The organism is Fluviispira vulneris, from assembly GCF_014281055.1.
GTDB classification, from domain to species: Bacteria; Bdellovibrionota_B; Oligoflexia; order Silvanigrellales; family Silvanigrellaceae; genus Silvanigrella; species Silvanigrella vulneris.
Window position 1 is genome coordinate 610,495 of the sequence record NZ_JACRSE010000002.1, and the last position, 14,090, is coordinate 624,584.

Sequence of the window (14,090 nt, forward strand, 5' to 3'; positions counted from 1 at the left end):
TTTACCTTAAAATACCTATTAATAATATTATTTAAAAAATTAAATATTTTAGAGAGAATGTATTTATGTTCTTTTCTTGATTTTGTATATCATTTGAATTAACCAAGGATCATAAGAATTTTCTTATAGGTGTTTATTTGTTTAAAGTCTGTTTGTAATTAATCTTTAGAAAGGAATTTGAATTAAATAATTAGGTAAAAATTATATATGTATATCTACTATTTTTAATTTTTAAAAATAGTTGTTTTTTTTGTGTTAAAAATTTAAATACTTAGGTGAAACCGTGTGTTATGAAATTAAAATAAGAAAAATTTTAGTCTGTTCTTTAGCGATTTTACTTGTTTCTTGTGGTAAATTGCAAAAAAAAGAAATATTATTAAAAAATGCTAATACTTATTTCGTCCCGCATACAAATGCTAAAAGAAAAGTTTATATAGATAATAAGAATGGAATTATAATTGTTCATGGTTTGAAAAAAATCAGTGAACTTGAAAAAAATAAAGATGAAATTATATTTCAATATGAGTCAAATTATGATCTATATGTGAATAAGATCTTAATGAAAAACTCGATTGTGACCATAGCGGATATTTTAAGTGCTTATAAGAATGAATTGCCAATCGAAATTCCGATTCATATTAAGAATAAGGTAAACTCAACAGATGAAAAAGTTTTTCTATTAACTTTTTCCCGTTTGCCAATTTTAGAAATTAAAGAGAATAATATTTTAAAACATCCAGTAATAAGAAATAATAGTATTTCAATTACAAAATATAATGATGAAAATATTTTTAATGCTGACATAAAGATAAATATAAGAGGGAAGGGGAGTGTAAAAAACCCAAAATCTTCTTATGCGATCTATGGTGATGACAATTTTTCAAATTATTTGAAAGATAATTTGAAAATATACTCTAAATCGAATGAATATAGTTTGTTGTCTTCATACAATGACTCATCTTTTTTAAGAGAAAAGTTTGCTCACGATCTATTCAATAGACAAATCTTGGGTAATGAGATTCATGAAACCATTCGTATGCATTATGTAGATGTATTTATCGAAGGTGAGTACGTTGGGGTGTATGCTCTCATGAACACGCTCAATCCATCGGACTTAGTTTTTGAAAACAAAGATGAGAATAAATATTCGATGCTTGAAATGAATGCACAGAATCTTTACTCCATTAAAAAAAGTAATGAAAAATCATTAAGCGAAGCATTGCTTGGTCAAAAAGTTGATTTTTTTAGTGAAGGAAAGTTACATAACAATGCTTCAGGTTTAGCTCCATTTGCGAATCGAAATGTTTTGTGTCACCCAGATTATGTTAATTTAATTGATAAAAAATATGGGTTTGCGTATTTATCAACGATATTGGCTTTGCAAGCGGTCGATAATATAACGAATAATGTTCATTTAGCCATTCACCCAGCTTTAAGTAAAAGTGAATTATGGAATAAAGAACATATGTTCTTGCCCAATTTTAAAATATATTACATACCTTGGGATCTAGATATGTCCTTAGGAGCAATGGGTTGGAAAAAAGAAATTGTATTTCAGTTTGACGTGAATAACTATAATAAAATATATAATTATAACGGAATATTTACAAAACCTCCATATAATGTTCCGTTAGAAAATCAGGCAAGTCTTTTGACTTGTTATACAAGATCTTATGGAACTCATGTTAGCTTTAAAGATGAGTTTAATAAATATTGGCTAGAAAATAAAGAACATTATAATGGACATTTTAGTAATATCCGCATTAAAAAAGAGTTAAGTGAAAATTTTAATATTTTAGATGAAAATGGGGCTTATGCAAGGGAGTTTAAGCGTTGGTCATCCCGTTCAGGCAGTAAATTTTCTACTTATGATTTAAATCAATTGATGGGTTGGATAGACAACCGCCTTAGCTTTGTCGAAAAAGAATTTTTGAAAATTGATACAAAAGAGATTATTAAATATAAGAAAAAACAAAGCGTTCGTGATCACTCCAATATCAATGTTATTCATTTTGACCCTAAACAAGTACAACTTTCTATAGAAACAAAAGAACATATCACTGGACAAAGTGATTCAAACTTTGATCGTAATATTTTTAATAATGCTGCATTAACAATAACAGATCTTTATGCACAAGATAAAAATAATATAGCCGGTCTTACAGGTGGTTTTTTTGAATACTGGTACAATGGAAAATTTGTGCATTATCAAGATAACCATTTAGATGATAACGATATTAATAATCATTTTAAAGTATTTAATGACAGAATGATTCATACCTGTGATAAAGAAGGTTATTATCCCAAAGATGGTGTTGTTACATTACCAATTGGAATATTAAAAATAAATAATAAATGGTATACATCTGAAGAAAATTTATCAGATGTTGTTGGGTGGAATGAAAAAGGTGAATATATAATTGATAGAGTTAAAGTCGTTTGGGATGTTGTAACAGGGACAGGCACATCGCTTTTTAAAAATCTTAAAAAGATTGATTCAAATTTTGTTTTATCTTCGCCAAAAATAAATGTCTTTCGCTCCGATGCAATCGATCAAGATGGAAGTCCGGATTACATAAGTAAGAATATTACTCTAAAAAGAGAAACTCAAAACATTGTGATCTACTTTGATACTTTTTCGGATAGAACCAGAACTCCAGATGACGGTTTAGAAATAATCGTAGAAAATAATTATATTCGAGAGATTACTCATAAAGGGAATAACATTATACCTAAAAATGGTTTTGTCGTTTCTATAAGCAAAGAATATATAAAAAATAGCGAATTGATGAAAGAAATTGAAAATCTACAGGTTGGCACACCACTGCACGCTATATATGAATATTTAGATGCTAATAATAAACCTACTAATATATTTGATAATATGACTTTTATTCGTGGTAAAGTTCAGGCTCTTGTCTTGAATAAGAAAACCGCTGTGGTTAAATCTGTAGGAAATATTCGTAATGTATTCATCGATTCTACACGGAAAGTAAAAAATCTTCCTCAATACCTTGATGTAGATTTTTATGGAAAAAAGCATCCAAGAACTGCGTTGTGCTTTAGAAAAGATCTAAAAAATGGAGATATTGTTGAATCTAAGTGGTCCTTGGTATTGGTCGATGGACGGCAAAGAACCTCCTTTGGCATGAGAATAAATGAATTATCCGATTATCTTGTCAATCATTTAAAGTGTGATGATGCTATTAATTTAGATGGAGGAAGTTCAGCTAATATGATCGCGCATGGCTTAAAAATGAATGTCAGTGGCTCATGGAGAGGTTATTGTTCAGGAATACCAAGACCTGTTTCCGATGCGATTGTTCTTAAAGAAAAAAGCTCAAAATGATCATTTGATCCTTTTGAGCCTTTGATAAATTTCCAGTACATCAATTGGAAATTTAGGATCCTGCACTGCTTCGATAGGCAGTTGTAGATTTTCTGCAATGATTTCTTGAATGCGGGAAAGATGTAAGTTTGTTCGCTCCAATTGGCTTTTTTTAGCCCATTTTGCAGCAGCAACAATAAGACTTGAAACTTGATCGGCAGTGAGTTTTTCAGTGTTGATTGTCACGTCAAAGTCACTGTGATCATCGATATCTAAGCCATAAAGTCTTAAATATCTTTTTCTATTTTGCTCGTCTCGCTTCAATGTTTTATAAAGAACTTGCTCATAACTCGATTCTTTCTCACTTTCGCGCCGATTGATACGAGTCGCTCTCGTTTCGAGAGGGGCATGTAACCAGATGCGCAGTTCTGCATCCATTAACCAAGCTGCTAAGCGGGTTCCAACGACAATATTTTCATTGGAAATTGCGTTTCGAATAAGAGTTAAATCTGTTAAATAATCATAGATAAGATTTGTACTTGCTTCTTTGTGAATTTCTTCAAAATTTAAAGATAAATCACGCGCTAAATCGCGGAATGTGTAGTTTACTATTTTGAGCTGAAGAGCTTTACCAACATTTGTTGTTGCTGTTGTGTTGCCGCATCCGCTATGTCCTGAAATTGCAATTCTCATGAGAGTCTCCATTTTTTACGCGTCGCTTTATCCATAAATGCATTTGTTGGTTGATTCAATGCTCATGTCAGTTTAGTTTAACAAATTGTCTATTGGATAGCTTTGAAAGGATTTTTCATTTATGACAACTGATTTTTCACGTGAATCCGTAAAACGTATAGCTGAACTGAGCAGATTGCATCTGTCAGAAGATGAAATAACACGTTATCAAAAAGAACTAGCTAAAATTCTTCAAGCCTTTGAAGCACTCTCACAGGTGCCGTTGCCTGAGGAGCTTTCCGGTGATGCCCGCTCAGCGCTTGGTCTAGCAAAAGGGCTTGCTGCCGATGAATCTCTTTCGAGAATGCGCCCCGATGAAGCTAAAAATACGATCGCTACGCCGGATTTTCTTGCGCAAGCTCCCGATAGGGAAGGTGTTTTTCTAAGAGTTCCGGCTATATTAGCATCATCAACTTAATAAGAATAAGAGAATTCATTATGAGTCATAAAAATAAATTTAGTTCTGAATTTGTCAATAATATAAATCAGCATTCAGCTTATTCTTTGGCAAAAGCATTCCGGACGGGAGAAAGAAAACCCAGTCAATATTTGGAAGAACTGTTTGAGCACATAGAAAAGCAAAACCCTGAATTGAATGCTTTGACAAATCTTCAAAAAGAATATGCATTTGCCCGAGCAAAGGAATTGGAAAGCAAAAAGCCTGAAGCCGACCAACTTCTTTATGGAGTTCCTGTTGTCATAAAAGAAAATATTCAAAAGATTGGTTTTTCAGTAGAATGTGCCTCAAAAATGCTGAAAGGTTATCGTGGTCAATTCGATGCCACAGCTATCGCCTCATTAGAAAAAGCAGGAGCCATACTTATAGCGAGTGCGAATATGGATGAATTTGCTATGGGTTCTGCAAATGAACACAGTGCGCATGGAGCAGTTAAGAATCCTCACGATCTCAACCGCGTGAGTGGGGGATCGAGCGGTGGCTCATCCGTTGCTTGTGCGGCAGGTTTTGCTCCTATTTCATTGGGTTCTGATACAGGTGGGAGTGTCCGAGAACCAGCAGCTTTTTGTGGCATATTTGGCTTCAAACCCACTTATGGGCGAGTTTCACGCTATGGTCTCGTTGCGTTTGGCTCAAGTCTCGATCAGATTTCGCCCTTTGCTAGAACGGTTGAAGATCTCGACCTCGTTCTCAAAGTGATAGGGCATGAAGATCCACTTGATGCCACGACACTTAGAGGCTGTTATGAATCTCAAATAGAAAAAGCAACTCTGAAAGGAAAAAAAGTAGGAGTTATCCGTAGTCTATTAAAATCTGGATTGGATGAAAATGTCTCCGAACAGTTTACAAATCTAGAAGAAAGTTTAAAAAAACAAGGTGTTGAATTCGTAGATATTGAAATTCCGTCTTTGTCTCACACTTTAAGTGTTTATTATGTCATTGCCTGTGCAGAAGCTTCGAGCAATTTATCGCGCTTTGATGGCATTCGCTTCGGTCACCGAGCTGAAAATACCGATGATTTAGCAGACCTGTACAGTAAGTCTCGTTCAGAGGGTTTTGGTGCCGAAGTGAAGCGTAGAATTATGCTAGGGACATTTACTTTAAGTGCTGGTTACTATGATGCCTTTTATGGGCGAGCTCTCGCTGTGCGTGATATGATGGCGAAGGAGTTTGCAGCAGTTTTTGAAGAATTAGATTTTATTTATATGCCTACAGCACCTACAAGTGCATTTAAATTTGGTGAAAATTCTCATGATCCACTCAAAGAGTATCTGTATGATGTTTTTACTATTCCCGCTAACTTAACAGGAATTCCCGCAATATCTTTGCCGGCAAAAGTGAAAGAAGGATGCTTACCTGTTGGGCTTCAGTTTATGGCTGCTAAGGGAAGGGATGCTGAATTGATTGCGTTTGCTGCAGCTCTCGAAAAAGCAAAACTGGTTGGAACAACAGCACTGGTCTGAACTCTTCTAAAGGTAACAAAATTTATGAGCGAAAATAATTTAACAAGTTATCCAAAAGTACTTGAGATAATGAAAAAATATGATGTTGTTATTGGTATTGAAGTACACTGTCAATTAGCAACCAAAAGTAAAATGTTTAGCTATGCCAAAAATGCATATGGCGATTCACCTAATTCTAATATTGATCCGACTTGTTTAGGATTACCAGGAGCTTTACCAACAATTAATGAAGAGTGTGTAAACTTAGCTATCCGTATGGGATTGGCGCTTAAAAGTGACATCCAACCCGTGAGTGTTTTTGCACGGAAAAATTATTTTTACCCTGACTTACCTAAGGGATATCAAATCACTCAATATGATAAACCCATTTGTTTTGGCGGTGAACTTCAACTTGCAAGTGGTAAAAAAGTGAGAATTGAGCGTGTGCAAATTGAAGAAGATGCAGGTAAAAATATTCACGTAGGTGCTACTTCACTCGTTGATTACAACCGCTCCGGAGTGGGGCTGATTGAAATTGTCAGTGCTCCAGATATGACTTCTCCAGAAGAAGCTAGTGATTATTTGCGAAAATTACATAGCTATGTTGTTAATTTAGATATTTCTGAGGGTGATTTAGAGCGAGGAAATTTTCGTGCGGATGCCAATGTTTCTATTAAGCCAAAGGGTTCAAATGTACTTGGCCAACGCTGTGAAATTAAAAATGTGAACTCATTTAAATATTTAGAAAAAGCTATTGCATATGAAGTGGAACGCCAATTCGAAGTGCTCGAATCAGGCGGTACAATTCATATGGAAACGAGAGGATATGATAGCGATAAAAACATAACAATTGGTCAACGTAGTAAAGAATCAGCAAAAGATTATCGATATTTTCCAGAGCCAGATTTGCCTCCGCTCGTTGTATCTAAAGAGAGAATTGAAAAAGTCAGAAGTCAAATGCCTGAGTTACCAGAAAGCAAAGCAGCACGTTTTATAGAAAAGTATGGACTTCCTGAATACGACGCCAAGGTCATCACATCTTCAAGAATTAATAGTGCTTATTTTGAATCATTAGTTAATTCATTGCTTGGTAAAGTTGATCCTAAAAATATCTCAAATTATTTTATGACAGATGTTATGAGAGCGAGTAAGGTTTTTGCAGAAGAAAAGGGAATTTCTCTGGATGAATTGCAACAGGTTCCTGTTTCTTTAGAAAATAGCAATGCTCTTTTAAGTTTACAAGCTTCAGGAACAATAAGCGGACGTATTGCTAAAGAAATTTTTGAGGAAATGATTTTAAGTGGAAAATCACCAGTTGAAATTGTTAAAGAAAAAAACTTAATTCAAATTTCAGATGAAACTTCGATAGCTAAAATTTGTGAACAAGTTATTTTAGAGAATCCTGAGCAACTTGCTCAGTATTTGTCTGGAAAAGAAAAACTTTTTGGCTTTTTTGTAGGTCAAACTATGAAAATTTCTGGTGGTAAATTAAACCCAAGTAAAGTTAATGAAATGTTAAAAAAATTACTTGAATCAAAAAAGTAATTTTAATTATAAATATAAGGTTCCACCGAATTTTTTTAAATTCGGTGGAGTTTCCAACCTATTCGCATTGTCTGTTTACATTAAAATGACTATAACTGATTCTTTGCATATTGTCAAATTCTTCATGGCTAACATACTAAAATTAATAAGCAAAGAGTATTAAAAAAGAAAAAAATAGGATAGGTCTTTTGGGATATTTAATATTCGAATTTGATTTATCAAAAATTTATCTAATTCCTACAGTAAAAATATCGATATATTGTTTTGCCAATTCAAAGCATTCTTCCTGTGGAATACCAAGTAAAGCTTGACGATTAAAGCCTATCATAAAGGCCAAAGAATAAATCATCATAACCAAAGCTTCGCAATCACATTTTGAAGAAATATCGCCCATCAATTGTCTATGTTTGAAAAATTCAATCTGAGGTTTTAAGAAATCCATATCTTTAAATCTTATTTTAAAATCGTCAAACTCTGGATCCGTGATAGCTCTTGAAAGAATAACTCTTAAAAGTTGCTCACTTTCTTTAAATTTTTCAATATATATTTTCATAATCAAATAAATTTGATCTTCAATTTTATTTGAATCACATAGACAATCTAATATATCTTTTTGACTGTTTACTCTGCCATTATTTATCACTGCAATGAGAAGATCTGATTTTGATTTAAAATAACGAAACAAAAGTCCATCAGAACATTTAGCTTCTTTAGCAATGTCACGAATGGTTGCTGCATCATAACCCTTTTCAGCAAAAACTTTTTTTGCACTACAGATAAAATCTTCAAAACGATCTTCTTTGTTTTTTCTTTGCCGTTTTACAATAGTTTGTGCTTTGGGTTCAGAGGATTCTGTTTGCATGATAATTTTTCTGCACTTTCTCTATTGAGTAAATAATCAATTACTCAAATGTAAGATAGTGCGTAACCTAAGATCGGGCGAGAGTCAAGCTTATTGGCATATAACAAGATGATATCTTATAATAAAAATCTATCTGAGTTTTTCAGGTTGTGTGTCGTAAACCCTTGGGAGCTCTTTCGACCAGCGGATAAGTTGAGCTTGTTCATTGCGCAAATAATCTGAAACTTTTTTCATGCTCGGATCTGTGCGCATTTTATCTATGATATCTTGTAAAGTTAATATTCTATCTGCTTGCACATCTAGATTCATAATATCATCCATAATGGAATTGAATGTGTCCTTTTCATCAGGAGTCAAGCCCGTGGTTATGGAATGGCGATGGTATTTTTGAATCATATCTTTATCAGTGTTAATTATAATGGTACCATCGTCTCTTTTATCTTCAACTACGCCTGGGTTCGTATAAATTCCAACTTTAGAAACATAATCTCCAACTTGAATAAATGCACCTTTTTGTGGTGGTGGAATATAAACCATATTTTTATCTCCTCATAAAAAACTTTCAAATGCCTAAGGTAATCGGATCAACTGCGAAGTTTTCAGGTGCAAATTTTTCTCTGACAATTCTGTATTGCAATTCATTCTCTAAATATTTTATAATACGAGGATTGCCATTGGCTTGTTTTAAACTTTCAATTTTAGCGTAAAGATCTCTTATCTCTTGTCGCTTATCTTCATTTTCTTGGTCAGATAATGTGGTCATATAAGCGTCTTTTAAAGCGGGCTCTAAGCCGTTACGTATGCCAAATTTTGCATTTTCTTGAACTTTTTCAAAATTAGGATCTAGGATTATTTTGCCTGTCTTTGGATCAGTTTTTTCGACTCGAGTCGGATCCCCTTTGCGTGTCCAAACAATATCATTGGGTACAATTGCGAGTGGCATGGAGTATTCCTATCTATTAATTGAATCTTTCAAGTACTATTGTTAGCTCCAATTAAATAATCATGTGAGGCATTTTTTTTCTTATGGACAGAGAATTGACATTAAAAAATGTTTAAGGAATGCGCGGTGTAAGAATACGTATGTTTTCTTGTTGGAAATTATATAATTCTTTTGTAAAGGAAAAAGATTTTTCATTGGATTTCTGAATACCATCTGCATCAAATATTTTTTTAAAATCTGAATTATTTTCTTGTACACAAATTTCTAATCCATTAATTAAAGATTTTGAAATATCTAAAGGTATTTTAGGGTTCTCAACAATAACTTTAAGTGGAATACTCTGTGAAATACCAAGTATTGTAAAATGTCCTATTTGAGAACCAATTTGAAAAGGAACAGAATTCGGAAATTTTTTTTCTAAAAACGTTTCTGATAATGCTCCTATTGTTGCTAAATTTTCTTCGATAGCTTGCAAAACAGAATCGTAATTACCAACAAAAATTGCGCTGCTAGGAAAAATATTACGTTGGAGAAAATACATTCGAGGTATTAAGAAACCGACGTCGCTTTCAGGATGGGTGTAAGCAACAGTTGAATTATTAAAAAAATTAAGAGTGTGTTCATTCTGAAAAGAATATACATTCAAAGGCAATGCTGTTTTTATTAAGTAATTTTTCCAAGTTGAGCTTTTCCCTAAAATAATTGAACGAGTAAAAGGAGATTCTTTTTTAAGTAATAACAATATACTTTGTAGTGGAGTTTTTTCAGAAGCTCCAATATAGGATAAAGAACTCATAAGAGCAAACTGTGCATTTCCTCTTGACATAGCAGTGATCAATGCTTTCTCATCTGTAGCATAATTAAAATGGACTCTATAGCCGGAATTTTTTTCAATACAATTCTCTAAATTTTCAACAGCAATTTCATCGGTATTTAATATATCTGGGCTTTCCAAATAGAACTCAATTGGCAAAGCTTTAGAACCCAATTCTGGTGAATTTAAACAGAGTTGAGTGCAGCTCGTTAAGATCAATAAACTCATAATAAGACATACATGAAATGTTACTTTTTTCTTCCATTCATAAAAAATCATTTAATATCCTTTTTCGATCCACATTTCATTGATAATTGTCATCAAATCACTTTCCTTCATTTTATAAAGTTCTCTTTCAAATTGCTGAATAATTTTATCTTTATCAGGAAAAGTTGATTTGTTTGGGAAGATGCAATAATAATCTCGCCAGTAGAGCACATTTCTGTATTTAAAAACAGACTCTTCCGCCCCAATTTTTTTTAATAGCATGGTTGTTCTTTCTCTATCAGCAATAAAGAGATCAATTTTTTTTTGTCTTAATTTAATAACGAGATCTTTGTAATCTCGTCCTTCATACAATAATCGGTTCAATTGTAATTTTTCATATGGATAATTATCCCAGAACTCACTTGGATAGGTAAAGCCAACAACAATACCTACTGTTAAGTTTTGCCCCACTGCTTCTTCATAACTTAAAGTTTCTTTATTGCCAATTTCACTTGTGAGTCTGTGGAAAACATAATTTCTTGTGCGCAAGGGAATTCTTGGAAAATAAGCATATTTTTTATATTTCTCTGTTTTTTGAATGCCCAAAGCAATATCTGCTTTGCCCTCTTTGATCATGGGTTCCAATTCTTTCCATTTCACGATTTGGACTTCGTATGGTATTTTTAACTTCTGCAATATTTTAGTTACAATATCAACATCCGAACCAACAACTTTAGGTGGAGCATTTGGGTCAACAATTTCAACTGGCTTTTTAGGATCTTCTTTTTTGGGGGGTGCTTTGGGATCAACAGGTTTTATCACCTCAAAAAAAGAATGCATATCAACTTCTTCTGCAATGATCTTAATTTTTTTGTCTTCTGCGCAAGAATTCTTTTGAAAAATTAGAAAAAGAATTATAATAACGATTGACGATTTCTTTAAATTTAGAAATTTTCTAGCCAGCATTGGCGTATCCTTTGAGGGAAGTTATACTGCAAATGTTGAATAATTTTTTTATAGATATGAGTGAGAAAGAGTAAAATTCCTTTATGAAAATTTGGATTGATGCAGACGCTTGTCCTGCCGTTATCAAAGAAATTGTCTTTAAAGCTTCTGAAAGATTGAGTGTGGAAGTTTGTTTAGTTGCAAACCAAGAATTGAAGATCCCGAAATCAGCTTTGATTTCAATGGTTAAGGTTGCAAAGGGTTTTGATGTTGCAGATGCATATATCGTCACAAACTTGAATGCGAATGATATGGTTATCACTGCTGACGTGCCTCTTGCTGCTTTGGTGGTCGAAAAAGGAGCTCTTGCTATCAATCCACGCGGCGAACTTTATAATGAAGGTAACATTTCAGAAAGGCTTTCTGTGAGGAATTTTATGCAGTCTATGAGGGAGAGCGGGCTCATTCAAGGTGGAGGTCCTGCTCAGTTTAATCCAGCTGATAAGCAAAGATTTGCGTCTACATTCGATAAGCATCTGCATATCTTACTTAAAAAAGATAAGAAATAATCATTCTTTATTCTGTAAAATGGCACGGACTATACTCCGTGTTTCTATACCTGTATTTTTCAATAATTTATAAGAAATTTTTAAAAGCTCTTCTCTTTGATGAGAATCTAAATTTTTAATAAGAGATATTGTATCTATATTAAAGTCAAAAATATAATTTGGATCGGATACATATTTATAGGGTAAATTTTTAGCTAAAGAAGAAGAAATATCTTTATTATACTTTTCAAAGACTACGCTGCCATAGGTTGGAAATGTTTCTTTGAAAGCATTTGCTGTTATATACTCTCTTAGGTAATAATCGATATTTGTCGAATCAACTGCTTTGTATTCATTTTGAAAAAGTGCGGAATGAAGAGGATCATTTTTAATATTATATTTTCTGACATAACTTAAATAATTGTAAATTATTTGCTCATAAATTAAATGGCGATTTGAAATGATATTAATTGCGTCATTTTTACGCCTGTGAGAACGATTAAATAATCCTTCCAAGGCATCTAGAATATTAAAGGCTATTAGATCTGATGATGAAAAACCAGGCAATGGTGTGACATGAAAGGGTTGAGATAAATCTTGTGCATAATGTAAACTCCAACCTAAAAAGCGGTATCCCCAGTAAGGATGTCCTTTATTAAATGCAAATTTTGCGAGTTCTTTAAAAAGATAAAACCGATGTTCAGCGTATGTTTTTGTCAGAAAAGGTGCTGCTTTATAAATAAATGCTGAGTTATGATAAAACCCCATATGAAAAGGAGCTTGGCTGCTAAAGACAAGATTGGGGTTGCCAAATGGTTGAATGCCAAAATGATATTTGAAATTGTCAGCATCTGGGCTATCGTCAAATAAGCCCACATCGAAACCATAATCAGGCTCATCCGATGCACTCGCAACAATACTTAAGGGTGATAGCAATTCTGAATTTTCAATTTTAATAAATGAGTATGCAATTGAATTTTGTGAAATCTCTGGCAGAAGAATTTCATTTTGCGGTATGCGAATGTGTTTATCTCTTAACTCATCTCCTGGTAGTAATTGCAGAAAAAAGGGAAATTTCATCTTTGGATTGATACGTATTGCTCTTAAAAATTTAAGTTCAATATCGGGATCATTTGCAAAAGATTTAAATTTAAGATCCTCAGGTGTACTTGGATAATGAGAGTATTTATACTGATTATTTCTATTTTTCGACCACTCTTCGATTTGCTTCAAGATATGAGGCAGTTCATTTTGTGTTTCCGATAAAAATGAACGTAAACTTTCAGGATAAATAATATTTTTTTTCTCAATTTCAGCTGCATTGCTAAGAGCAAGTTCTGTGATTAATGTGTGATTTGACCAAGTAAAAGCTTTTTTGTAATGCAAAACATTTATTGAAAGTATTAATAATAATATTTTATAACTATTTTTCATTTATGAGTGACCTTTTTAATAGCTTTATTTATTTTCTCCATAGTTTTTTCACCTACGATTTTTGCACACATAAAATATCTAGATTGTGCTTCTTTCATATCATTTAGTTTTTTTAATTTCAGCTTATCTTTAAGCTCCTTATTTTGATTTAAATGATATTGAATCTCGTTTATTGAAAAATAAGTATAATCAGCTCCATTATTAGCTACAGTTTGTAGCATTTCTTTTGGCTCTTGGGAGGTGACTTTTATTTTCTTGGGATCAATTTTATCGATTTCAGTTGAAATATAATTTTTGTATTGTGCAAGTAATTTATTTGTATAATTACCCCATGAATAGCCGATTTTTGCTAAGGGCATAAGAGAGTCATCTTTCATTATTTCTTCTAAAGTTTTGTATTTATCAAATCTTTTGTCCTCTTTGCGTATAGCAAGTGCTATTATTTCATCAGTGTAATAGGGTTTAGAAAAATATGAAAACTGTTCTCTTTCAGTAGTGATATATGCGTATGTGATACAAACTGGTTCGTTGTTATTTTTTATTGCAAGAATGGAACGTGATATAGGTTCAATTTGAAATTCATAAGGGATATTTGCTTCCTTCATGATTTTTTTGATCAACAAATAAAGCTCACCTCCTTTCAACTGTTTAGTGACATTGTCTGTCACAAAGTAGGGGGGTCTATCTTGATAGTGAAGGGTAATTAAATTTTCAGCTGCCATAGATTTGTATGATGAAAATATTGCAAGTGCGAGTAAGATTGCGCGCTGAATCATATTTAAGCCTCCAAAAACATTGATAAATTTTATATATAAACATCAAGTAAAGTCAAC

The 14,090-nt window shown here is 32.8% G+C and carries 13 protein-coding genes; 5 read left to right on the forward strand and 8 right to left on the reverse strand.

The genetic code is table 11. From position 1 onward, the window contains the following. Window positions 1–283 precede the first annotated feature (283 nt). Window positions 284–3,349, forward strand: coding sequence for a CotH kinase family protein (locus tag H7355_RS06470; protein ID WP_186645906.1), 3,066 nt, complete (start codon window positions 284–286; stop codon window positions 3,347–3,349). On the opposite strand, the gene cmk is transcribed toward H7355_RS06470, so the two are convergent. Beyond that, window positions 3,350–4,021 (reverse strand): (d)CMP kinase, encoded by a 672-nt coding sequence (gene cmk, locus H7355_RS06475; protein ID WP_186645907.1) that lies wholly within the window; start codon window positions 4,019–4,021, stop codon window positions 3,350–3,352. 175 nt (window positions 4,022–4,196) lie between these two features. On the opposite strand from cmk, the gene H7355_RS06480 reads away from it, so the two are divergent. From H7355_RS06480 to gatB, 3 genes are read left to right on the forward strand one after another with little or no spacing between them, the layout of a single operon-like run. Further along, window positions 4,197–4,478 (forward strand): Asp-tRNA(Asn)/Glu-tRNA(Gln) amidotransferase subunit GatC, encoded by a 282-nt coding sequence (locus H7355_RS06480; RefSeq protein ID WP_186645908.1) that lies wholly within the window; start codon window positions 4,197–4,199, stop codon window positions 4,476–4,478. 20 nt (window positions 4,479–4,498) lie between these two features. Then, window positions 4,499–5,980 carry an Asp-tRNA(Asn)/Glu-tRNA(Gln) amidotransferase subunit GatA gene (gatA, locus tag H7355_RS06485; protein ID WP_186645909.1) on the forward strand — a complete coding sequence of 494 codons (1,482 nt, stop codon included), beginning with the start codon at window positions 4,499–4,501 and terminating at the stop codon, window positions 5,978–5,980. A 24-nt stretch (window positions 5,981–6,004) separates the two neighbouring features. Further along, on the forward strand, window positions 6,005–7,504 hold the full coding sequence (gatB, locus tag H7355_RS06490; RefSeq protein ID WP_222435671.1) for an Asp-tRNA(Asn)/Glu-tRNA(Gln) amidotransferase subunit GatB: 1,500 nt from the start codon (window positions 6,005–6,007) through the stop codon (window positions 7,502–7,504). A gap of 226 nt (window positions 7,505–7,730) precedes the next feature. Here gatB and H7355_RS06495 read toward each other — a convergent pair whose 3' ends face one another. The 5 genes from H7355_RS06495 to H7355_RS06515 all read right to left on the reverse strand — a co-directional run bounded on the left by H7355_RS06495 (window position 7,731) and on the right by H7355_RS06515 (window position 11,296). After that, window positions 7,731–8,366 (reverse strand): TetR/AcrR family transcriptional regulator, encoded by a 636-nt coding sequence (locus H7355_RS06495; RefSeq protein ID WP_186645910.1) that lies wholly within the window; start codon window positions 8,364–8,366, stop codon window positions 7,731–7,733. A gap of 129 nt (window positions 8,367–8,495) precedes the next feature. Then, window positions 8,496–8,903: a hypothetical protein gene (locus H7355_RS06500; protein WP_186645911.1), complete on the reverse strand. Its 408-nt coding sequence runs from the start codon at window positions 8,901–8,903 to the stop codon at window positions 8,496–8,498. Window positions 8,904–8,928: 25 nt separating this feature from the next. Next, complete coding sequence (locus tag H7355_RS06505) at window positions 8,929–9,309, reverse strand: hypothetical protein (RefSeq protein WP_186645912.1); 381 nt, start codon at window positions 9,307–9,309, stop codon at window positions 8,929–8,931. 112 nt (window positions 9,310–9,421) lie between these two features. Then, entirely contained in the window at window positions 9,422–10,402 is a 981-nt protein-coding gene (locus H7355_RS06510; protein WP_186645913.1) for a phosphate/phosphite/phosphonate ABC transporter substrate-binding protein, read from the reverse strand. Beyond that, window positions 10,403–11,296 (reverse strand): substrate-binding periplasmic protein, encoded by an 894-nt coding sequence (locus H7355_RS06515; RefSeq protein ID WP_186645914.1) that lies wholly within the window; start codon window positions 11,294–11,296, stop codon window positions 10,403–10,405. An 83-nt stretch (window positions 11,297–11,379) separates the two neighbouring features. Here H7355_RS06515 and H7355_RS06520 point away from each other — a divergent pair, with 83 nt between their 5' ends. Next, window positions 11,380–11,844: a YaiI/YqxD family protein gene (locus tag H7355_RS06520; protein ID WP_186645915.1), complete on the forward strand. Its 465-nt coding sequence runs from the start codon at window positions 11,380–11,382 to the stop codon at window positions 11,842–11,844. On the opposite strand, the gene H7355_RS06525 is transcribed toward H7355_RS06520, so the two are convergent. Continuing rightward, window positions 11,845–13,257, reverse strand: coding sequence for a phospholipase (locus H7355_RS06525; protein ID WP_186645916.1), 1,413 nt, complete (start codon window positions 13,255–13,257; stop codon window positions 11,845–11,847). It lies immediately after the preceding gene. Beyond that, a complete protein-coding gene (locus tag H7355_RS06530; protein ID WP_186645917.1) occupies window positions 13,254–14,033 on the reverse strand; it encodes a transporter substrate-binding domain-containing protein in 780 nt (259 codons plus the stop codon). The genes H7355_RS06525 and H7355_RS06530 overlap by 4 nt, the downstream gene beginning before the upstream one ends. Window positions 14,034–14,090 lie beyond the last annotated feature (57 nt).

What these genes read in the sequence shown, in the direction of transcription:
- cmk (WP_186645907.1), bottom strand. Translation starts at nt 4,021, where the DNA reads ATGAGAATTGCAATTTCAGGACATAGCGGATGCGGCAACACAACAGCA.
- gatA (WP_186645909.1), top strand. Translation starts at nt 4,499, where the DNA reads ATGAGTCATAAAAATAAATTTAGTTCTGAATTTGTCAATAATATAAAT.
- gatB (WP_222435671.1), top strand. Translation starts at nt 6,005, where the DNA reads ATGAGCGAAAATAATTTAACAAGTTATCCAAAAGTACTTGAGATAATG.
- H7355_RS06495 (WP_186645910.1), bottom strand. Translation starts at nt 8,366, where the DNA reads ATGCAAACAGAATCCTCTGAACCCAAAGCACAAACTATTGTAAAACGG.
- H7355_RS06500 (WP_186645911.1), bottom strand. Translation starts at nt 8,903, where the DNA reads ATGGTTTATATTCCACCACCACAAAAAGGTGCATTTATTCAAGTTGGA.
- H7355_RS06505 (WP_186645912.1), bottom strand. Translation starts at nt 9,309, where the DNA reads ATGCCACTCGCAATTGTACCCAATGATATTGTTTGGACACGCAAAGGG.
- H7355_RS06510 (WP_186645913.1), bottom strand. Translation starts at nt 10,402, where the DNA reads ATGATTTTTTATGAATGGAAGAAAAAAGTAACATTTCATGTATGTCTT.
- H7355_RS06515 (WP_186645914.1), bottom strand. Translation starts at nt 11,296, where the DNA reads ATGCTGGCTAGAAAATTTCTAAATTTAAAGAAATCGTCAATCGTTATT.
- H7355_RS06520 (WP_186645915.1), top strand. Translation starts at nt 11,380, where the DNA reads ATGAAAATTTGGATTGATGCAGACGCTTGTCCTGCCGTTATCAAAGAA.
- H7355_RS06525 (WP_186645916.1), bottom strand. Translation starts at nt 13,257, where the DNA reads ATGAAAAATAGTTATAAAATATTATTATTAATACTTTCAATAAATGTT.
- H7355_RS06530 (WP_186645917.1), bottom strand. Translation starts at nt 14,033, where the DNA reads ATGATTCAGCGCGCAATCTTACTCGCACTTGCAATATTTTCATCATAC.